Origin of the sequence: Myxococcus sp. NMCA1, from assembly GCF_026810205.1 — a bacterium.
GTDB lineage: Bacteria > Myxococcota > Myxococcia > Myxococcales > Myxococcaceae > Myxococcus > Myxococcus xanthus_A.
Genome location: NZ_CP113950.1, coordinates 5165973 through 5185653, shown reverse-complemented (window position 1 = coordinate 5185653; position 19681 = coordinate 5165973). Strand labels below are relative to the sequence as shown.

Sequence of the window (19681 nt, the reverse complement as noted above, 5' to 3'; positions counted from 1 at the left end):
CGTCGCCTTTGGTCAGTGAGCCGGGGCAGACGCTATCGCACGCCCACCGCCTGGATGCCGTCGACCTCGACGAGGAGGTGGAGGGGGCCTCGCAAGGTCGGGTTGGGCCGGTAGGGGGGCGGGTCGGCAACGAGCCTGGGGTGCTCAAGGCGGCAGGCGAGTTCGGTCAAGGCAATCTGTGCCTCCAACCGGGCAAGCGGTGCACCAAAGCAGTAGTGAATGCCACTGCCGAAGCCCAGGTGCGAGTTGTTGGGCCGGTCGGGCATGAAGCGGTCGGGGTCGTCGAAGCGCTCTGGGTCGCGGCTGCCCGCAGCGAGCATCAGCACGAGCGGCGAGCCCTGGGGAATGGTGGTGCCGGCAATGTCGATGTCGGCCAGAGTGACGCGGTCAGGCAGGAACTGCACCGGTGGTTCATAGCGCAGCAGCTCCTCGACCAGCGGGATGCTCAGCTCGGGCTCGCGGCGCAGCCGCTCGAACACGCCGGGGTGGCGCAGCAGGGTGAGCATGCCATTGGCGATGAGGTTGACGGTGGTCTCATGGCCAGCGACGAGCAGCAACGCGGCGGTGCTCAACACCTCTTCCCGCGACATCCGCCCGTCGGGGCCGTTATCCGTCAGGAACCCAGAGAGCAGGTCGCTGCCGGGCTGGCGCAGGTGGGCATCGGCGAGCGCAGCGAGGTACTGCCCCAGCTCCGCTTTCGTCCGGTCGCGCTTGGCCTTTCGCTGCTCGATCGTCCCTGTGGTGGGGTCAAGGGTCTCGATGCCCGCGTCGGCCAACTCGTGAAAGCGCGATTCGTCCTCGCGAGGGACTCCCAGCAGCTTGCAGATGACAGTCACAGGGAATGGGTAGGCCACGTCGCCGACGATGTCGACCTGGTTCTTGCCCGCGAGCGCGTCAAGCAGGCCCGTGGTGGTCTCGACCAGCCAGGGACGAAGGGCATCAATGCGTCCGGGGGTGTGCGGCGGCCCGAAGGGCCTCATCGCCAGCTTCCGGAGCCGGTCGTGGTCGGGAGGGTCGCGCCGGATGAAGGGCTCTGGCAGCCCTGGAGGGCCCTCCTGGGGGGAGGGCGTGGCACCGGCCTGCCGGACGAGGTTGCGTATGTCGGAGCTGACCCGTGGGTCGTGGAGCAACGCGACAATCTCATCGTAGGTGCTGACGATGTACGTGCCGTCGGCCTCGCGCGCCACGGGAGTCTTCCGCAACTCGGCGTAGAGCGGGTAGGGGTTGGCCCGGTTGGCCGGGTCGAGGATCTGCTCGAAGATGCTGGCCTGTGCCATGAAGCGGTCTCCTTGAGTCCGTTGGAGGGGTGGGGGGGACGCGGCTGCCGACACTCGGCTCAAAGGTGCCGGTACACCCACCGGACCCGCCGCTCGTAGGGTTCACGGCCGGTGACCATGACGGTGGCCTCCTGGTCGGACACGGCCCGTTTCGGAAATTCGGGAGGGACGGGCCGCATCTCGGCGGGCTGATGGACGGTGCGGAAGGCGGGCGGGAACGGCGCGGCCGCATCGATCAAGCCCTGGTAGAACTCCAGCCATTTGGGCTGGTCGAAAGCGACCGCGGCGGTGACACGCCCCTTGTAGCCGTAGACGGCGACGAATCGGCGCTCGGCGAGTGAGCCCTGGGTGATGACGAGCGCGTCCGAGAAGGTCGGCACACCCACCGATTTGATGTTGACGCCGAATTGCGTGGACCAGAAGGTGGGGATGGCCAGGTGTGGCCAGCGGTCCGCTTCCGGGCTGAGCATGTTGTGGGCCGCAATTTTGGCCTGGGTGACCGCGTTGCCCCAGTGCTCGAGGGACAGGAACTGGTAGTCGTAGATCGGGTGAGGGACGCGGGCCACGTCCCCGGCGACGAAGATGTTCCCGGTCACCAGGCCGTTGATGTCGAACGCGTGGCAGGCCGCATCACAGGCCACCCCCCATCGAGTCACCGCCAGCCCCGAGTCGCGCAGCCACTCCACGTTGCGGATCGCCCCTAGCGCGACCACGGCCACGTCGACGTTCAGTGTCGAGCCGTCGGAGAAGTGGGCCCGCCGCAGCCTCCCGTTTGCATCCCCCTCCAGCCGCGTGACGGTGACGCCGCAGCGCAGGTCGACGCCATGGTCGCGTTGCAAGGCGGCTGCGACCGCCCCGACAACTCCGCCGAGCGCCCCCACCAGTGGAGTGGCCCCCCGCTCCGTGACGGTCACCGGCAGACCCAGCTCGCGGCACGCGGAGGCGACCTCCGAGCCGGTGAACCCGCCGCCGATGACCAGAACCCGGCCGGGTCTGGCGGCCAGACGGCGCTGCAACTGGGCCGCATCGTCGCGGGTGCGCACCACCTCTACGCCCTCCAGCGACGCCTCCGCGTCGTTGGGCCACGGCCGGGCACGCGCCCCCGTCGCAATCAGCAACCGGTCGAACTGGACCCTGTTCCCGTCAGCAAGGAGGACCTGCCTGCCGGCCAGGTCCAGTCCCATGGCACGGACGCCCAGGTGCCAGTCCGCATCGAGCTCGTCGCTGTAAGGCAATAGGGTGTGGTCTGCCTTCACCCAACCTGTCAGGACCTGCTTGGAGAGCGGCGGCCGGTCGTACGGGTCGTAGGCCTCATCCCCGATGAGGGTCAACGACCCAGCAAAGCCTTGGGTGCGGAGCCTGAGCGATCCCCTCATTTCAGCGAGCTGCTCACCAGCCGCCTGCCAGCCGGCTCCGTGCGAGGTGGGGGTGGTGGGAGGCAGAAGGAGAGGCCATGCTGGTACGCAAGGTGGCCATCAACGAAGAGCAGGTGCGGACGTTCCTGTCGAACTTGTTCGAGGAGGACCTGCACGCCAAGCGGGTGTTGTCGCTGTCGCACGCGACGTTGGGCGTGGTGCACGCGGCCTCCTTGTCGGTGCACGCCATTGGCCAAGCGCTGGCATGGGCACGGGGCGGCGTGCAGAAGCACGGCATCAAGCAGGTGGACCGGCTGCTGTCCAACGAAGCCGTGGACGTGTGGAAGTTGGCGGCCGCATGGGTGCCGTACGTGCTGGCCGAGCGCGACGAGGCGCTGGTGGCGCTGGACTGGACGGACTTCGACGCCGATGACCACACCAGCCTGGTGGCCAGCCTCGTCACCTCGCATGGGCGCGCCACGCCCTTGTTGTGGCTGACGCTTCAGAAGAGCGCCCTGGCGGGCAACCGGGCCCAGGCGGAGGATGAGTTGCTGCTGCGGCTCAAGGAGTGCGTGCCCGACGGGGTGAAGGTGACGGTGCTGGCGGACCGGGGCTTCGCGGACCAGCGGCTGTACGCCTTCTTGGCGCAAGCGGGCTTCGAGTACGTGGTGCGTTTTCGCAAGAACGTGCAGGTGGAGGTAGCCGGCGGCTCGCGGTGTCCGGCGGTCGAGTGGATGCCCACCAGCGGGCACGCGAAGAAGCTGACGAATGTGCACGTCACGGCGGACCGGATGCCGGTGCCGGCGGTGGTGCTGGTGCACCAGAAGGGCATGAAGGAGCCGTGGTGTCTGGCCACCAGCCTGGGCAGTGCCAGCGCGCGCCAGGTGGTGGACCTCTACTCCCGACGCTTCTCGTGTGAGGAGACGTTCCGGGACGTCAAGGATTTGAGATTCGGCATGGGGCTGTCCGCGGTGCGCGTGAAGAGTCCCGAGCGGCGCGACAGGCTGCTGCTGGTGAGCGCACTGGCTCAGGTCCTGCTGACACTGCTGGGCGCCGCCGGAGAGAGCCTTGGCATGGAGAAGGGATTGAAGGCCAACACGGCCAAGACGCGCACCTACTCACTCTTCCGTCAGGGCTGCATGTATTACCAGGCCATCCCCATGATGAGGGAGGAGCGACTGCTTCCGCTCGTCGAGCGCTTCGCCGAACTCCTTCACCGCCACCCCGTCTTCCAGGAAACTCTCGGCTTCATATGAGGGGATGGCTCAGGTGCGGAGCATGAGGGCGGCAGTCAACCCGGCCAGGGATGCGCCGACGATAACGATGCGGCCACCGCGCTTGAACGCCGCTTCCGCGTCGGTGAGACGCACGGGCCCCCTGGGATTCCGTCGCTGTGCAGGCTCTTTCCGCATCGCCGCCAGGGTGCCCATCCCGCCAATGTGGATGGCCTGGACGGGGCACGCCGCGGCGGCTCGCTTGATCTGCTCACGAAGGGCGTCGTCGGGGTTGGAGTCGTACAGCAGCGCATCCCCGCTCTGCATCCTGAACACGCTCGGCGCAAGGAAGGCGCACTGCGCATACCCCTGGCAGCGGGTGAGGTCGACGACGACTCTCATGGGCACACGGCCTCCTCAAAGGGGTGGCATTTCGCATGGGAGGCGCACGGGAGGAATGGGCCGGAAGTTCGAAGGGAATGCTAGCCACCTCGCCATGCGGGGCGTTCCGCTCAAGGTCATTCAGGAGTTGATGGGACACGTCACCATCGAGATGACCGAGCGCTACGCCCACCTGAGCCCCGACACGCGGCGAGAGACGGTCGGTGTTTGAAGTTGCCCCGGTTTCGTGGAGTCCCCCCCCGCTGTGCGAAAAGGGTTCCACGATGCCGAAGTCACGCCCCCCATACCCGCCGGAGTTCCGTGAGCGGGTCGTCGAGCTGCTGAAGGCCGGCCGGTCCGGCAAGAGTCTCGCAAGAGAATTCGGTTGCACCGAGCAGAGCATCCGCAACTGGAAGAAGCAGTTGGAGGAGAGCTGCAGTGGCGCCCCCAGCAGCAACGGCGAGAGCAGGCCAGCACCCAGGGCGAGCAGTGCCGCCTCGGAGGAGCGAGCCGAACTCGAGCGGCTGCGGCGCGAGGTGCGGGTGCTGCGCGAGGAGCGCGACATCCTAAAAAAACTACGCCGGCAAATATGGCTTGAGTCCGAGGTGTTGACCTTCTGAGAGGAGGACTGCCATGGCTCGGACGACAGCTCGCCCTATTGCAACTCGGGAGGTGCGGCTCGACAGCGAGCGTCGGCGCTGCGAGGCATGCGGCACGAGGACGCGAGCAGATTGGCGCTCGCGGCGCTGCGTGACGACTCTCACCGGGTGCGTGGGATTGTCCGTCCAGGTACGGGTGTGCCACCGCGAGGGGTGTCTGCTGAAGGGGGTGTCGCTGAGGGCCGAGGGCGAGGGGCAATGGGTGCTGCCGGAGCATGAGTTCGGCCTGGACGTGCTGGCCTTCATTGGGGCGGAGCGCTACCGGGCGCACCGCAGCGTGCCGGAAATCCACGCCCTGTTGCGTCACAAGGGCATCGCCATTTCCGAGCGTACCTGCACCAACTTGCTCGACCGATACGACGAACTCGTCAGCCTCAAGCTGCTCGACGCCAGGCGGCTGCAAGAAACACTGAAACCTCAGGGGCGGGCAGTGCTTGCTATTGATGGGCTCGCTCCTGACGTGGGACACGAGGTGCTTTGGGTGGTGCGCGAATGTCTGTCGGGTCAGGTCTTGCTGGCGCGTCCCTTGCTGTCTGGGAGCGAGCAGGAACTCGCACCACTTCTCGAAGAAGTGAAGCGCGCGCTGGGGCTGGTGCCCATCGTCGGCGTGGTGTCCGATGGGCAGAGGAGCATCCGCAACGCTCTCGCCCATGTACTGCCCGAGGTGCCGCACCAACTCTGCCATTTCCACTACCTCCGAGAGGCAGCCCGGCCCCTCTACGAGGCCGACCGGCATGCGAAGAAGGAATTGAAGAAGCGGGTGCGCGAGGTGAGGAAAGTCGAACGCGCGGTAGAAGGCCGCCAGGATGCTGGCGCCCACGCTACGCGCGCCTACGCGGCGGCTGTGAGGAGCGCCCTCACCGACGACCACCGCCCGCCCCTCAAACCCTCCGGCCTGCTGTTTCGCCGGCGCCTGGAGGCCATTGAGAAGAGTTTGGAGCGGGTTTCAAAAGGGGGGCGTGCCCACCGGAATTGAGCCGTCTGCATGCGGTGCTACGCAACGCGCTGAAGGCAACGGCATGCATGTGGCCCAGCCTGGCACGGGCCTACCCATGGGTAGAGCGCACTGCGGCCATCCTCCGCAACGAGGCCGGCTTGGACGCGGCAGGTGTGCGACGCCGACTTGCCGCCCTGCTGGCCGCCCTGGTGCGCTGGACGCGCCGACTTCACCGAGGAATCCTGCGGCAGGCCCTCGCCCACTTCCTCCTCGAAACGCGCCGCTACTGGAAGGGCCTCTTCCACTGCTACGACGTGCCGGACTTGCCCCGCACCGACAATGACCTCGAACACCTCTTCGGTTCCTGCCGTTACCACGAACGGCGCGCCTCGGGCCGGGTGCGAGGGAGTGCGGGCCTCGTCGTGCGCGGCGCGGTGCGGATTCCGGCCATCGCCTCGGCCCACCTGCTGCCCGCCCTTGACGGCCCTCACCTGGCGCCTGGGGACCTCAACGACTGGCGACTGCTGCGCGCTCAGCTTGAGCATCGGCGCGTCCCTCGCATCATGGGCCGGCGCTTCCGCGCCGACCCGGATGGCTACCTCCGAGACATCGAAGAGAAACTCAGGCCATATTTGCCGGCGTAGAAAAAAAGCTGCGGCCTGGTTCGCGCAGGAGTCCGTGGCGACGCCCAGGCGGCGTACCGACTCGTGAAGGCGAACCAGGCCGTCCACTGCATCACGACGCTCTGCCGTGTCTTGGAGGTGTCCGAGAGCGGCTACCACGCGTGGCGGACGCGCCTGCCCTCGAAGCGCGCGGTCGCTGACGCGGGCCTCAGCGAGCGCATTCGCGCCATCCACGCGATGAGCGACGGCACCTACGGCGTGCCGCGCATCCACGCCGAGCTCGCGGCGGAGGGCGTGCACATCGGCCGTAAGCGTGTCGCCCGTCTCATGCGGGCAGCTCGCCTCGAAGGCGTCAGTCGCCGCAGGTGGTGTGTCACAACGACGCGCGACGAGCGCGTACGCCCTGCTCCCGACCTGGTCGACCGCAAATTCGTGGCCCCTGGACCCGACCAGCTCTGGGTTGCTGACATCACGTACATCCCGACGCACGCCGGCTTCCTCTACCTCGCCGTTGTGCTCGACGCCTGGAGCCGCAAAGTCGTCGGCTGGGCAATGGCTGGCCACCTCAAGACGCAGCTCGTCGTGCAGGCACTCGACATGGCTGTGGGGCAGCGTCAGCCCCAGAGCGTCGTGCACCACAGCGACCAAGGGACGCAGTACACCTCGATTGGCTTCGGGCTTCGGTGCAAGGAAGCCGGCGTGCGGCCCTCCATGGGCAGCGTTGGCGACGCGTACGACAACGCGATGTGTGAGAGCTTCTTCGCCACACTCGAGTGCGAACTGCTCGCACGCCGCCGTTTCACGTCTCACGCCGAGGCGCGGATGGCCGTCTTCCGCTTCATCGAAGGCTGGTATAACCCGCTCAGGCGCCACTCCGCGCTCGACTACGAGTCACCCGCTGGTTACGAGAAGAAGCACCGCGCTGCCGCTTGAGGGCGAAAGCGCGAAACGCTCTGCGGAACCGGGGCAACTTCAGTTCTCGACCGGCCCCTGCCGCTTGCGCCCGCGTGCGACATACGTGCAACACGGATGGAGGAAGCCGCTAACCATCCGTAAAGACGTACTAAAAAGTGGAGGCGGCGGGAATCGAACCCACGGCCAAGGCGATAGGAAACCCCAAGCAGGGCGCGCTGTTACCCACTATCGCCTTGATCTGACGTCGGTTCGTTTGGTCCGCCCTATCCCGTCTTCCCCCGTCTTGTCCCGTTCTCATCCCCGCTTGAGGGGCACACTGGGGGCACATGCGGCCACACAGGGTCAACCCGCTCACGGGCGCGAGCGGCCCGAGTTTCCCAGTCTCGCAGGGCTCACGAGAAGCCCGTGGGAGGCTGACGGTAGCGTGTGCCCTGGCGAGGTGGATTTGGGGAGGGGCAGGTGGAGGAGCGGGGGTGGGCGTACCGGCGGAGGCAGCCGGAGGGGACGGTGCTGTACGAGGCGGTGAGGGAGAACCTTGCCACCGCTGCTGGCGGAGGCGAGCGACGTGGGGCGCGGCCTACCCCGGTACGTGGAGCGGGACTTCGCCAGGTACCTGGAGTGCGGCGTGCTGGTGCACGGATTCGCGCGGGTGCGCTGCGAGAGTTGTAAGGACGAACTGCTCGTCGCCTTCTCGTGCAAGGGGCGAGGGGTGTGCCCCTCCTGCAACGCGAAGCGGGCGCAGGTGACGGCGGTGCACCTGGTGGAGCGGGTGCTGCCGCACGTGCCCTTCCGTCAGTGGACGTTGTCCTTTCCGCACCGGGTGCGATGGATACTGCTGAAGGAGAAGGGGCTGCTCTCGGACGTCCTCACCCTTTTCCTGCGAGCGGTGTTTGCCCTGCAACGTCGCAGGGCACGGCAGCAGGGCGTGCGCGGTGGACAGACCGGGGCCGTCTCTTTTCTCCAATTTTTCGGCTCGGCCTTGCAAGTAACCCCTCACTACCATGCGCTGGTGCCGGAAGGCGTCTTCGTGCCGGGGGAGAGCGGCGTGCGCTTCGAGGCGTTGCCGCCGCCCACGCAAGGACCTGCATGCCAACGACAGGCAGGGACTGGAACGGCTATGCCGCTACGGAGCGCGCGGTGCGCTGGCGCTGGAGCGGCTGTCACGAGTGGAGGACGGCCCCTCCGTTCCAGCCCTCACCCTCAACAGGGCCTCTATCCCGCCGATACGTATACGTCGTCCAAGTCGCTGGTGCGCGAGGCCTTTGAGGGCGAAAGCGCCCGCGAGGCCGAACGCTTTGCCATGGGCGAGCGCATCCGCGAGGTCGGACAGGGCCCGGATGGCGCCATCTGGCTGCTCCAGGACGGCAAGGCCGGCCGCCTGCTCAAGCTCACGCCCAAGGGCCAGTAAGCGCCTTCGCACACGTAAAAGGCCGGGCATTGCCCGGCCTTTTGCGTGGATGACACCGGGTCGGCAGGCCCGGCCTCTCAGCCGCGCACCACCGGCGTGGCACAGTCCTGGGCGCGCTGCAGGCCCATGAACATCGCATCGGAGGACTGCTGGAACACGCGCAGACCGAACTCGGGCAGGATCGCCAGCAGGTGGTCGAAGATGTCCGACTGGGTCGCCTCGTACTCGGCCCAGGCCGTGGAGGCGGTGAAACAGTAGATCTCCAGGGGCAGGCCGTGCTCGGTCGGTGCCATCTGACGCACCAGTAGGGTCATGTTCTGGTTGATGCGCGGGTGGGTGCGCAGGTAGCGCTCCACATAGGCGCGGAACGTGCCCAGGTTGGTCAGCCGGCGGGCATTGACGGGCTCGGGATGCACGGCGGCCACTTGGGCATTCCACTGCCCCAGCTCCTCGCGCTTGCTGGCCAGGTAATCATCGAGCAATGCGAACTGGTAGATGCGTGGCTGCAACGCATCATCCAAGAAGCGCACGCTGTGCTGATCCAGGTAGATCGAGCGCTTGATCCGGCGGCCACCGCTCTGCCGCATGCCGCGCCAGTTCTTGAACGAGTCGCTGATCAACTTCTTGGTCGGGATGGTGGTGATGGTCTTGTCCCAGTTCTGCACCGTCACCGTGTGCAGGGCAATATCGATCACATCACCGTCGGCGTTCTGGCTGGGCATCTCGATCCAGTCACCGATGCGCACGCGACCATCGCCGCTGATCTGCACGCTGGCCACCAGCGACAGGAGCGTGTCCTGGAAGATCAGCATCAGCACCGCCGTGGCCGCGCCCAGTCCGGTGAGCACATGCAGCAGCTTCACGCCGGCCAGGGTGGCCACGATGGACAGGCCGGCCAGTACGAAGACGATGATCTTGGCCACCTGCAGGTAGCCCTTGATCGGCTTGTTCCGCGCATCCGGGCGGCGTTCGTAGAACGCGTTGGAAGCGTCGAAGGCATGGCTGGCGGCCAGCGCGAGCGTGGCCACTGTCCACACGTGGCAGGCGCCCTGGAGCAGGACCACCAGCGCTGCCGGCAGACCCGGCACCAGCGACAGCCCGGAGGCGATCACCACCGACGGCACCACGTTGGACAGGCGCTCCACCGCGCGCAAGGCCAGCCGGGTGTCGTGCTCGGGGCCGGACAGCCGCTCGATCACATGGTGCAGGCCGCGCAGCAGGATCTTCTTGGTGACGAAGTTGGCCAGCCAGGCCACCCCCAGCAGCGCCGCCAGCACAGTGACCGGCCAGGCCATCGGCCAGGGCTCCAGCTGGCGTTGAAGCGCGCTCAGCCACGGCAGGATCGTCACGGGTTGTTGCACATTCATGAGCAGGTAATACCTCCTTGGCTTGGGTGCGGTCAGCCGTCTTGACGGCTACGTTCGATGAGCACCCCCACCGCGCGCGCCACGTACCGCGCCGGGCTTGGACAGCTTCAGGCGCAGCCACTGCACGCCGAACTCCTCCAGCACGATGGCCGCGCAACGCTCGGCCAGGGTCTCCACCAGACCGAAGTCAGACTGGCCGACGAACTCGATCAGTCGCTTGGAGACGGCCTTGTAGTTGAGGGTGTGCGCGATGTCGTCGGTGGCGGCGGGCTTGCGGTTGTCAACGCCCATTTCCAGATCGAACACCAGGGTCTGGCGGATGCAGGAGGACGTCGACGTGTTCGGCTGCGTGAGGTGTGGAGGCCGGCGGCGGGTCTTGGCGTACGTGAAGTGGGCCCCCGGGGTGCGGGCGATTCTGGAGCACCTGGGCTTGCCCACGGCCTGTGCGAGGTTGGCCCCGGCACGAGGGCCACCCCAGGCCGCGGGGTGTTGAGGCGCAAGACAGCCACCGGGCCGGCGGCCCCTGCCACGCACCTGATGGGAGCGCGGTCTGGACAGGCATGTACCCCAAGGGGGGGCAAGCGTTCTGTCCACCAGCCGGGAGCATCGCTCGGGAGGCCCCGTCAGCGGCCCTCCTCGGCCCCTCCGCTCCAGCCCTCACCCTCAACAGGGCCTCTATCCCGCCTATACGTCCATCAGCCCGGCCGCCGCGGAGGCGCGACAGCTGCTCAAGGACGGGCGGGTGACGATGGAGCGGCGCCGGTACGAGGTCGACCTGCAGCAGCAGCGCGCGAAGGTGGACGAGGCCCGGAAGAACGCGGTGGCGCTGGTCACCCAGGTCCAGAAGGAGACGCCGTCGGAGGCGCAGCTCCAGGCCGCGAAGAACGCGGTCAAGCAGATTGGCGTGGTGCTGGAGGCCGGTGCCGCCTTCGTCAAGAAGGACCGTGACTACGCCCTGTACGCCAAGGAGTGCAAGGCAGCGGCATCCGCCGCGTCCTCCTCGGACCTGCGCAAGCGCAGGGCCTTGTACGCGAGCGCCGCGGAGAAGCTCAAGGCATGCCAGGACGAGGGCGCCCGGATGGTGAAGGAGAACGCCAGCCTCGCGGCGGTCGACGTGCTCGTGGACGGGAGCCCCACCCGGCCCCAGGACGTGATGCCCCAGTGCGCCCAGAAGGCCGAGGCCCTGCAGGCGCCCCTGAAGCGGGTCGACGTGGAGCTCCGGTTCCAGGAGGGCCAGCGGAAGGCCTACGACGCGGCGAAGGCCCACCTCTCCACGGGGCGCAAGAGCGAGGCGCTCGCGCAGCTCAACGACTGCATCGCGGAGGGGCGCATCCTCGAGAATCGGTACCCCGACTTCAAGGAGCAGAAGTTCGACATCGGCGGCGCCAGCATGAGCATGCTGGCGCTGGTCCTGGTCTGCGCGAAGGAGCGCAAGGCGCTGCAGCCTTCCCCTTGAGTACTTCCCCTGTGGCGGGAGATGTCCCCGCCACGCATAAGAGGGATGGGGGCCCTGTTGGTGGGGGAGGGGGCAGAGGGGCCGAGGAGGGCCGCTGACGGGGCCGCCCGAGTGATGCTCCCGTGTGGTGGAAGGCGGCTTGAGCCCCCTTGGGGTACAGGCCTGCCCAGAGCGCGCTCCCATCAGGTGCGTAGCAGGGGCCAGGACCTCTTGGCGCCTCTTGAGCCTCAACACCACGCGGCCTGGGGTGGCCCTCGTGCCGGGGCCAACCTCGCACATGCCGTGGGCAAGCCCAGCCGCAGGGGGGCCGCTGGGAGGTTATTTCAGACTCCCTGGCGGGAAACGGGGCAACAAGAGCGGCCCTCTTCGTGGAAAAGTTTCGTGCGTGGCCGTGAGCGGTGTTCCCTGACGATGGCGATGCGGGTGTCTGCCACGGCAGCCGAGGACGATTTCCCTGAAATGGACGAAGAGTTCCTGGCTGCCATCATCCCGTGTGACTCACCAGCAGCCAGGAGGCAGCGTGAATCTCATATCAAACAGTGCCATCGTGACGGGAGCTGCACAGGGCATCGGGCGGGGAATCGCCGAGCGACTGATGCGGGATGGGGCCAACGTGCTTGTCTTTGGCCGGACTCAGGCGAAGGTGGAGGAGACCGCCAGGGACCTCAACCGCATGTTCGACGGGAATGCGCGCGCCGTGCCTTTCACGGGTGACGTCCGCCGGCCGGAGGATGTCGCCCGGAGTCTCGAGGTCGCCACGCGCGAGCTGGGCCTGCCAGGAATTCTGGTGAACAACGCGGGGACCGCCACGCTGGCGCCGCTGCTCGACCTGCCGGACGAGGACTTCGACCAGGTGATGGCCATCAACCTGAAGGGGCCCTTCCTGTTCATGAAGGCCTTCGCGCGGGCGCTCGTGCAGGCCAAGAAGCCCGGCGTGGTGGTCAACATCTCCTCCCTGAACCAGCTCGCGGTGACGGATGGGTTGTCGCACTACTGCGCGTCGAAGGCGGGACTGGCGAACCTCTCGAAGGTCGCCGCGTCGGAGCTCGGGCGGCATGGAATCCGGGTGAATGTGGTGGCCCCTGGAGCCATCCAGACACCGCTGGCGGAGAGTGTCGGACTCATCGAGGTCATGGGTCATGAGTTCCTGGCTCGCACGCCGCTGGGCAAGCCGTGTGGAATGCCGTCGGATGTCGCGGGCGTGGTCTCCTTCCTGTGCGGCGAGGACGCGGCGTGGATCACCGGGGAGACCATCTCCGTCGATGGTGGAAACCACATCCGTGGCCTGCACAGCTACTGGGACATGCTGAGCCGCGCCGCGAAGTAGCGGCGCGGCTCTGATTCACGGCCCGGATGAATTCGTCGTGGGCCGTGGGTGCGGCCCCAGGCGGTGCTCAAGCTTTTCGGCTCTCTCCGGAACGCGACCACATCAGCCGAGGCGTGAATCAGGAGCGCGAGCTGTCCCAGCAACAGGGGCACGGCGACTTCGACTCGCAGGATCCGGGGGCCGAGGCTGAAGGGAGTGAAGCCTCGGGCCTGGATGAGTTCAACTTCAAAGGGAACCCAGCCGCCCTCCGGCCCGATGGCCAAGACCGCGTTTTCCGCTGGGAGGGGAGCGAGTGCTTCCACCGGCGTGCTGGCCGGAGGGTGGGGGATGAGGCGCACCGGGCTGTCCGAACAGAGCGCATCGAGCTCGTCTTCGACGAATGGTCGGAAGCGCGAGCGCACCAGGATCTCCGGCAGTACCGTGTCGCGCGCCTGCTCGAGCCCGAGGACCAGGAGCTCATGCACGAATTCGTCGGCCATGACCTTGGAATCGAAGTAGCTCTTCTCCACCCGTGCGGCGTTGACGAGGATCACGCGATCCACGCCAAGGCTGGCGACCGGTGGCGAGACGTGCGCGTGCCCAGGCCGGCGTGGGCGAGGCGGCGCTCGGTCCACGCCGGTGGGCTCCCTGGTCAGCGGTCGTCGCTGTCGCGGCCTGCGGAGGCCGGCACTGCCGGGGAGACTTCGACCCTGTTGCCGGAGAGCACCCACCCACGCTGGCTCGGAGCGAAGCGCGGCGCGAGGTATCCGTCGTTGATCTCCCGGGTCACCGCGAAGCGGTTGTAGGTCGTGGCCGGAAGGTAGAGGCACGAGCTGTCACTGTCCGTGCACTCGTCGCTCGGCGTCGCAGGGAAGCACTTTTCGTTGCAGGTGTCGATGTCGCCCTCGGCCGCCTGGATGATGCCGTCACCATTCGTGTCCGCGACGGTGATCGCCGCCTTGTAGGCCGCCACGAGCCGCTGCTCGAGGTTGGTCACACCCGGTTGGAAGGAGTCGAGTCGCTGGAACACGTTCAGGAACACCTCCCGCGCGACGCCGCTCGGAATGAAGCGCTGGCGGAACTTGCGCTGAGAGTCTTCCTCTGTGTCGAAGCGATCCGGATCGCGCGGGAGGGACGGGTTGTCGCCGAACTCGATGGTCCGCTGCGGGTCCTTGTTGAGGCCGATCCGATTGCCCGGAACGATCGATGCCTTCCGGCCGATCTTGCCTTCCTGATACGTGTTCGCCGGGTCCGTCGCCGATTGGTCGGGGAGCCGCCGGTGAAGGGCAGCTCGTAGAGGGGGTGGATCCAGTTGGTCGTGTAGTTGAATTCCCAGTACTGAGTACCTGGGGCAACACCTACACGCACCTCGTGCAAGACAATGCCTGGGATGAATACAGCATGCCCTTCCACAACCAGCCGGACGTCTCCGGTGCGCCGTTGGGGGCATCGGATGCGACAGAACGACGCATCTCCCTGCGCATCTCCAGCAGTGGGTACATCAGCTATTACCATTCACGCGAGGCCGAGGACGCCTCCAAGCGCCCGCAGCTCGAAGTGACGTACACGCCGTGATTCACGGGCGGGCTCCAGACGCGAGAAGGGTTCGCGTCTGGAGCCTTGCCTGAGCGGGGCAAGGGGACGGGGGGCCGAGCCTGCGGGCCGTTCGTCAAACGCCTCCCGGTCAGCGGATTGCCCGTGCAAGGACCTGTTTCACCCGCGCGTCCGCCGTGCCGTGGACGGTGAGCACCTCCACGCCCAGCTCGTACGGGTCGTCGAGCAGCACCCTGGACAGCGTCTCGTCTACCGCGGTCCTCATGTGGATGTCTTCACGGGCCCGGAGCCGGATGCGATCCGGTGCCTCGATGGGCACGAAGACGATGAGGTCGAGCGTCTGGATGGCGGAGCGGACCCGGGGATGCCATTCCTCCAGGTCGAACGCCTCCGCGTCCTCATGCGCCTGGAGATAACCCAGGAAGTCGACAGGGCAGCGGTCGAACAGGATGTCGCGTGAGTCTTTCTCGGCTTGAAGCAGCTCGGCCGAGAACCGGAGCTGTTCGATGAAGTCCTCCAGGGAGGGGGGAGACGCGAACTCGTAACCCTCTTCCTCGAGGAGGAGGTACGGCTCTTCCGCGAGCCGGTACCCCTCGAGCTCTTCTCCGAGCAAGTCAATCAGCGTCGACTTGCCCACCCGGTGTGAACCCGTCACGGCGATGCGCATGCCTGCTCATACCGCATCCCCGAGGATCGCGTCCCTCGGGGCGCGGGCATGCGCGAGGGCCACCCCAGGCCGCGTGGGGTTGAGGCGCAAGATAGCCACCAGGCCGGCGGCCCCTGCCGTTGACGCCCCCGGGACGGTGTGTCCCGGAGGCGCCAGAACTCCTTGCGCGCCGTCAGCCGCCGCGCGCCCCGTTACTCAGGAATCCCACCGAAGGCGCCCGACTCGAAGTCGTGGATGGCCTGGATGATCTCCCGGTGGTTGTTCATCACGAACGGCCCGGTATGGGCGATGGGCTCGTGGATGGGCTCGCCCGCGAGGACGATGAAGTGCGTGTCCTCGCCGGCCCGGAGGGACAGGGTCTCCCCGTCGTTGGCGAACACCGCGAGCTCACCGCTCCGGATGCTCTCCGCGTCCACCGTCACGCGGCCGTTGGCGACGAGCACCAGGGCGTTGTGGTTCGAGGGCAGCGACAGGTTGAAGTCCTCGCCCGCGCGCACCTTCACGTCGAGCATGGAGATGGGCGTGAAGGTCCTGGCGGGACCCTTCGCGTCACCGTAGCTCCCGGCGATGATGCGCACCCGGCTGTGCTCCGTGGCCTCCCCGCCTCCTTGAACGGGGACCACCGGAATCTGCTCCTTCGTGATGGGCTGGTAGCCCGGAGCGGACATCTTGTGCTGGCGAGGCAGGTTCACCCAGAGCTGGAGCATGTGGAACGTGCCCCCGCGCCGGGAGAAGTCGTGCTCGTGGTACTCCTCGTGGAGGATGCCGGACGCCGCCGTCATCCACTGCACGTCCCCGGGACTGATGACGCCGGAGTGGCCCGCGTTGTCGCGGTGCGCGACGTGACCTTCGAATGCGAGCGTCACCGTCTCGAAGCCACGGTGCGGATGCCAGCCGACGCCCCGCTGGCCCTTCGCCAGCGCGGGGTAGTCATGGGGCGGATGGTAGTCGAGCAGCAGGAACGGACTGGTCCGCTCCTGGCGCAGGCCGCCGCTCGGCACGAGGGTGTGGACGCGGAAGCCGTCACCCACCCAGTGCAGCTCGCCGCCACCATGGACACTCTCCAGGGTGCGGGGGCGGGAAGTGGCTCGAGGAGAAGTGGGAACGCTGACTTGGGTCGTGGTGCTCATGCCTCCAAATCTAAGAGCCGAGCCCCGTCTGTAAATCGCTCCAGGTCGTGATGCTTTTCATCACGTCGTGTGATGGTCCGCGCCCCCGAGCGCGAGCTGGCACAGCGAGGTGAGCCGGTTCGAGGCCCACGTCGCCACCGGGCCCAGCGGCGTGCCCTTGCGGCGCACCAGGGCGAGCGGGCGCTGGGGTGGGGGCCCTCCCTCCCAGGCCGCCAGTCGCAGCGCCACCAGCCGTCCGGCGGCGAGGTCGTCGCGGACGAGGTGCTTGGGCTCGTGGCCCCAGCCGACGCCGCCGACGAGGAGCGAGTGCTTGGTCATCAGGTCTGCGACTCGCCAGAGTCGCGAGCCGATGACGCCCCGGTCCGCCGTGCCCGTCTTGCCCTCCGGCAGCCGCTCGCTCAGGACGATTTGGATGGCGGAGGCGAGGTGCGCCTCCGTGAGGACGCCCTTCACCGCCGCGAGCGGATGCGAGGGCGCGGCGACGGGAATCATCTTGAGGAGCGCGATGGGGCGCTGCTCCAGGCCGGTGAGGTCCAGGTCCGCGCCGGCGATGCCCAGCGTCGCGCGGCGCTCGCGCACGCGCTCCGTCACCGCGGACAGCAGCTCCACCTCCAGCGCCAGCTCCACACCCGGGTGCGTGCGCGCCAGCTCCCGCACGAAGTCCAGCAGTGCGGCGGTGGGGAACATGGCGTCCACCACCAGCGACAGCTTCGTTTCCTCGCCGCTCTTGAGCCGGCCCACCACCGCCTGGAACGAGGCGATGTCCTCGTGGAGTCGCTGCGCCGCCGCGACGACGGCTTCTCCCTTCGCCGTCAGACGCGGGACGCGCCCGCTCCGGTCGAAGAGCCGCAGGCCGAGCTGCTTCTCCAGCCGCTGCATGGCCTGACTGACGGCGGGCTGCCCCTGGCCGAGCTTCCGGGCCGCCGCGGAGAAGCTGCCCTCCTCGGCCACCGCGCGGAGCGTGCGGAGCTGGTCGATGGTGACGCTTTCGAGCACCGCGCGACTGCATCACATCGACGGCGATGATGCACGCGCGCGTCCTCGCGCTACTTCTTCGAGGACAGCCAGGAGGCGATGGGTGTGGCCATCGTCGCGGCGGCGGTGCTCTCCGGGAGGGCGCCCCGGAGCATCTCGCGGGAGATGGCCTCCGCCGCTCCAGGCGCCAAACTGCGGCCATTTCTGTTCCCCCAAACAGGTGAGGAGGAGGCGAGAGCGGGGAAGGAGGCCGCGGCCAGAACGGAGCGGATGAAGCAGAGGCCGCCGCGAGTGGACTGGGCCGAGTTGCTGAGGAGGACGTGCGACTTCGACGTGTTCGGCTGCGTGAGGTGTGGAGGCAGGCGCCGGGTGTTGGCGTACGTGAAGGGAGCACGAGGGGTGCGCGCGATTCTGAAGCACCTGGGCCTGGCCACTGCAGGTGCGAGGCCAGCCCCGGCGCGAGGGCCACCCCAGGCGGAGTGGTGTTGAGGCGCTCAAGACAACCCACAGGCCCAACTCAGGCTCTTGCCGCGCCCTGATGAGAGGGCGGCCTGGGCAGCAGTGTGCCCTATGGGGGTGCTCGGCCCCCTACACGGGCCTGCCCCGGGTAATCACTGGCGCGGCGACCTGATTACCGAGCAATTCGCAGGCCGTTCACCAGAGTCGCGCAGAGGCCAGGCGCATCCACCCAATCCGGCACGTCACTCAACGCGTGTGAGGAACGGGCGCTGTCACTCCTGGGGCAGAATTTCCCAGGCGTGGCATTTTGGTGCTTTGCCGAATGGATGCCGCGAAGTCTCAGCGGGCCAGCGCAATCGAAAAGGCGTGCCTCGCGCCTCCCATTTGGGCGTCCACCGCCACCGTCGCTTCCCAGTGGGTGGCGCGCCATTGAAGAGCTTGAAAGACATCCCGCTGAAGATTCTCAAACCAGAGCTGCGGGTGTCCTCTTCAGCCGGGGTCGTGACTTTTCTGCTTTCTGGGTGTCTGCCTTTGGTTTCCCTGTCGACTCTCATGGGGTAGGGCTCACTCAGTTGCGATGTTTCTGGAATAATGTAGGTCTCCTGGTGCTCCCTCCCGGAAGGTGCTGGCCACTCTTGCCGCCCGGCCGGCCTGGGACGGCAGCGCTTACGCAGCGCGATGGCAAAGGGGGATGGATGAGACAGGAAGGACGGAAGTGGTTGGCGGTGGGTGGCCCTGGCCATCTGTGCCACGGTGGCGGGCTGCGGGGCTGACGGGCGTCTTCACCGTGACGGCGGGCCGTTTCCACACGGCGGCCATGAGTCCGGAGGGGGCCGGCTGGGTCTGGGGGCGCAACAGCCTCGGCCAGGTGGGGGACGGGACGACCGCTGACCGCCCCCGACCCGTCAACGTGATGGTTCAGGAAGAGGCCTGAGCCGTCACATCGGGTCGCAGGCTCGTTCGACCGGATTGTGTCGCATTCAGCGGCGGCAGCTTGTCCAACTCGCCGCTGACTCCATGTGAATGTTCGCCGGGCCGGAGCGGAGCATGAAGCCCGGGCCCGGCACTGTGGCCTCCCGCGCTCGACTCCAATGGAGGTCCCTCGTGCTGGCCCTGGCGGGCACGGCCTGCGGGCCGCGCGGCTTCCTTGCGATGCCGGCCAGGGAGTCATCCTCCATCCCTGCGGCCTGTCGGCGACGGTCCGACAAGACAAAGTGCAGGTGATGTCAGCCGAGGAACGGAGGCGAACCACTCACCCATGCCGATGTTGCTACGGGCATGCTCCAGGAGAGTGGGGCGGCGTTGGGAGGGGGCTGGTAGGTCGCGTCGAGTCCGGTGAGGTTCTGCCATCTCCACGCTGATGGCGACGCATCAGCGGGAGAGGTGGTCGAGCGCCGCGTGCCAGCGCGTGACCTGCTCCGGAGACACTTCGAGGCGCGCGAGCCATGCTTGGAAATAGCGCTCCAACTCGGCGGACCGGGGATGGGTTCCCCGGTGATGGCGAATGAAGTCCTTGTAGTTCTGGACCTTGTCGGCGCGAAGCATGTCGTTGACCGCGGGCTCCGTGCTGAGCGCGATGTCGCCGGGCCCCTTCAGGTCTGGTCGATGAGACAGTGCGGCATTGGCCGTCTCCCGGTAGTTCAGCGCGAGTGCGAGGACACGCGGGTTGTCACTCACACCCTCGACGGGTGGCGACATGAGGTCCGCTCCAGTGGCGAGCGCCTGGGCCCAGGCGGCGGCGCGCTTGTCAACGTCCTGCACCAGCGGGTGTAGACAGTACGCGCGTTGGGCCTGCTCACTCGCGCCCAGGGCCCGAAGGACCCACAGCCCTTCGTCGATGTGGTGCAGGTACGGAATGCCGGAGCGTCGAGCGCGGCGCTGTCCGTAGAACGCCTGAATCGCGCGGTACTCAAGGGCATTCGCGCCCATCCAGCGAGGATGGCAGTCGGCGGCGGAGGGCGCTACCTTCAACAGCGCCACTGGGCGGGAGTTTTCAGG

Annotated in this window: 17 protein-coding genes and 4 pseudogenes; 10 read left to right on the top strand and 11 right to left on the bottom strand. The window is 67.5% G+C overall.

What is annotated here, in order from left to right; genetic code table 11:
- Positions 1-32 precede the first annotated feature (32 nt).
- Together OZ403_RS21350 and OZ403_RS21345 are read right to left on the bottom strand one after the other, a co-directional pair.
- Complete coding sequence (locus OZ403_RS21350) at positions 33-1277, bottom strand: cytochrome P450 (protein ID WP_268781590.1); 1245 nt, start codon at positions 1275-1277, stop codon at positions 33-35.
- A gap of 59 nt (positions 1278-1336) precedes the next feature.
- Positions 1337-2608, bottom strand: coding sequence for an NAD(P)/FAD-dependent oxidoreductase (locus OZ403_RS21345; protein ID WP_268781589.1), 1272 nt, complete (start codon positions 2606-2608; stop codon positions 1337-1339).
- 122 nt (positions 2609-2730) lie between these two features.
- Here OZ403_RS21345 and OZ403_RS21340 point away from each other — a divergent pair, with 122 nt between their 5' ends.
- Positions 2731-3888, top strand: coding sequence for an IS4 family transposase (locus OZ403_RS21340; protein WP_268781588.1), 1158 nt, complete (start codon positions 2731-2733; stop codon positions 3886-3888).
- A gap of 9 nt (positions 3889-3897) precedes the next feature.
- On the opposite strand, the gene OZ403_RS21335 is transcribed toward OZ403_RS21340, so the two are convergent.
- Positions 3898-4248 carry a ferredoxin gene (locus OZ403_RS21335; RefSeq protein WP_268781587.1) on the bottom strand — a complete coding sequence of 117 codons (351 nt, stop codon included), beginning with the start codon at positions 4246-4248 and terminating at the stop codon, positions 3898-3900.
- A gap of 79 nt (positions 4249-4327) precedes the next feature.
- Between OZ403_RS21335 and OZ403_RS21330 the strand changes: the two are divergent.
- The 5 genes and pseudogenes from OZ403_RS21330 to OZ403_RS39775 all read left to right on the top strand — a co-directional run.
- Positions 4328-4459 (top strand): annotated as a pseudogene (locus tag OZ403_RS21330) (tyrosine-type recombinase/integrase); the annotation flags it as partial.
- 52 nt (positions 4460-4511) lie between these two features.
- A pseudogene (locus OZ403_RS21325) lies at positions 4512-4802 on the top strand (transposase); the annotation flags it as partial.
- A gap of 58 nt (positions 4803-4860) precedes the next feature.
- A protein-coding gene (locus tag OZ403_RS21320) for a transposase (RefSeq protein ID WP_268781586.1) occupies positions 4861-6467 on the top strand; the annotation gives its coding sequence in 2 pieces (ribosomal slippage) (positions 4861-5833 and positions 5833-6467; 1608 coding nt in all).
- Positions 6468-7379 (top strand): annotated as a pseudogene (locus tag OZ403_RS21315) (IS3 family transposase); the annotation flags it as partial.
- Between the two features lie 517 nt (positions 7380-7896).
- Entirely contained in the window at positions 7897-8769 is an 873-nt protein-coding gene (locus tag OZ403_RS39775; RefSeq protein ID WP_161604897.1) for a transposase zinc-binding domain-containing protein, read from the top strand.
- A gap of 77 nt (positions 8770-8846) precedes the next feature.
- On the opposite strand, the gene OZ403_RS21300 is transcribed toward OZ403_RS39775, so the two are convergent.
- Together OZ403_RS21300 and OZ403_RS21295 are read right to left on the bottom strand one after the other, a co-directional pair.
- Positions 8847-10136, bottom strand: coding sequence for a mechanosensitive ion channel family protein (locus OZ403_RS21300; protein ID WP_020478328.1), 1290 nt, complete (start codon positions 10134-10136; stop codon positions 8847-8849).
- Between the two features lie 48 nt (positions 10137-10184).
- Complete coding sequence (locus OZ403_RS21295; protein WP_011554118.1) at positions 10185-10442, bottom strand: dihydroneopterin aldolase; 258 nt, start codon at positions 10440-10442, stop codon at positions 10185-10187.
- 385 nt (positions 10443-10827) lie between these two features.
- Between OZ403_RS21295 and OZ403_RS21290 the strand changes: the two are divergent.
- Together OZ403_RS21290 and OZ403_RS21285 are read left to right on the top strand one after the other, a co-directional pair.
- Positions 10828-11592 (top strand): annotated as a pseudogene (locus tag OZ403_RS21290) (hypothetical protein); the annotation flags it as partial.
- Positions 11593-12112: 520 nt separating this feature from the next.
- On the top strand, positions 12113-12919 hold the full coding sequence (locus tag OZ403_RS21285; RefSeq protein WP_090490566.1) for an SDR family NAD(P)-dependent oxidoreductase: 807 nt from the start codon (positions 12113-12115) through the stop codon (positions 12917-12919).
- Here OZ403_RS21285 and OZ403_RS21280 read toward each other — a convergent pair.
- Both OZ403_RS21280 and OZ403_RS21275 read right to left on the bottom strand, forming a co-directional pair.
- Positions 12886-13452 (bottom strand): RsmE family RNA methyltransferase, encoded by a 567-nt coding sequence (locus OZ403_RS21280; RefSeq protein ID WP_268781584.1) that lies wholly within the window; start codon positions 13450-13452, stop codon positions 12886-12888. The two genes, OZ403_RS21285 and OZ403_RS21280, sit on opposite strands and share 34 nt — an antisense overlap.
- Before the next feature lie 98 nt (positions 13453-13550).
- Entirely contained in the window at positions 13551-13928 is a 378-nt protein-coding gene (locus OZ403_RS21275) for a hypothetical protein (RefSeq protein WP_268781583.1), read from the bottom strand.
- A gap of 371 nt (positions 13929-14299) precedes the next feature.
- On the opposite strand from OZ403_RS21275, the gene OZ403_RS21270 reads away from it, so the two are divergent.
- A complete protein-coding gene (locus tag OZ403_RS21270) occupies positions 14300-14473 on the top strand; it encodes a hypothetical protein (RefSeq protein ID WP_161605164.1) in 174 nt (57 codons plus the stop codon).
- Between the two features lie 109 nt (positions 14474-14582).
- On the opposite strand, the gene OZ403_RS21265 is transcribed toward OZ403_RS21270, so the two are convergent.
- The 3 genes from OZ403_RS21265 to OZ403_RS21255 all read right to left on the bottom strand — a co-directional run bounded on the left by OZ403_RS21265 (position 14583) and on the right by OZ403_RS21255 (position 17245).
- Positions 14583-15119: an AAA family ATPase gene (locus tag OZ403_RS21265; protein WP_090490565.1), complete on the bottom strand. Its 537-nt coding sequence runs from the start codon at positions 15117-15119 to the stop codon at positions 14583-14585.
- Positions 15120-15310: 191 nt separating this feature from the next.
- Entirely contained in the window at positions 15311-16249 is a 939-nt protein-coding gene (locus OZ403_RS21260) for a pirin family protein (protein ID WP_140855359.1), read from the bottom strand.
- 60 nt (positions 16250-16309) lie between these two features.
- A complete protein-coding gene (locus OZ403_RS21255; RefSeq protein ID WP_268781581.1) occupies positions 16310-17245 on the bottom strand; it encodes a LysR family transcriptional regulator in 936 nt (311 codons plus the stop codon).
- 1129 nt (positions 17246-18374) lie between these two features.
- Here OZ403_RS21255 and OZ403_RS39770 point away from each other — a divergent pair.
- On the top strand, positions 18375-18617 hold the full coding sequence (locus tag OZ403_RS39770) for a hypothetical protein (protein ID WP_442929596.1): 243 nt from the start codon (positions 18375-18377) through the stop codon (positions 18615-18617).
- A 437-nt stretch (positions 18618-19054) separates the two neighbouring features.
- On the opposite strand, the gene OZ403_RS21250 is transcribed toward OZ403_RS39770, so the two are convergent.
- Complete coding sequence (locus OZ403_RS21250) at positions 19055-19663, bottom strand: hypothetical protein (RefSeq protein ID WP_268781580.1); 609 nt, start codon at positions 19661-19663, stop codon at positions 19055-19057.
- Positions 19664-19681: the final 18 nt, after the last annotated feature.

Coding starts and splice junctions, on each gene's coding strand:
- OZ403_RS21350 (WP_268781590.1), bottom strand. CDS start 1,277: ATGGCACAGGCCAGCATCTTCGAGCAGATCCTCGACCCGGCCAACCGG.
- OZ403_RS21300 (WP_020478328.1), bottom strand. CDS start 10,136: ATGAATGTGCAACAACCCGTGACGATCCTGCCGTGGCTGAGCGCGCTT.
- OZ403_RS21260 (WP_140855359.1), bottom strand. CDS start 16,249: ATGAGCACCACGACCCAAGTCAGCGTTCCCACTTCTCCTCGAGCCACT.
- OZ403_RS21335 (WP_268781587.1), bottom strand. CDS start 4,248: ATGAGAGTCGTCGTCGACCTCACCCGCTGCCAGGGGTATGCGCAGTGC.
- OZ403_RS21270 (WP_161605164.1), top strand. CDS start 14,300: ATGCCCTTCCACAACCAGCCGGACGTCTCCGGTGCGCCGTTGGGGGCA.
- OZ403_RS21340 (WP_268781588.1), top strand. CDS start 2,731: ATGCTGGTACGCAAGGTGGCCATCAACGAAGAGCAGGTGCGGACGTTC.
- OZ403_RS21265 (WP_090490565.1), bottom strand. CDS start 15,119: ATGCGCATCGCCGTGACGGGTTCACACCGGGTGGGCAAGTCGACGCTG.
- OZ403_RS39770 (WP_442929596.1), top strand. CDS start 18,375: ATGGATGAGACAGGAAGGACGGAAGTGGTTGGCGGTGGGTGGCCCTGG.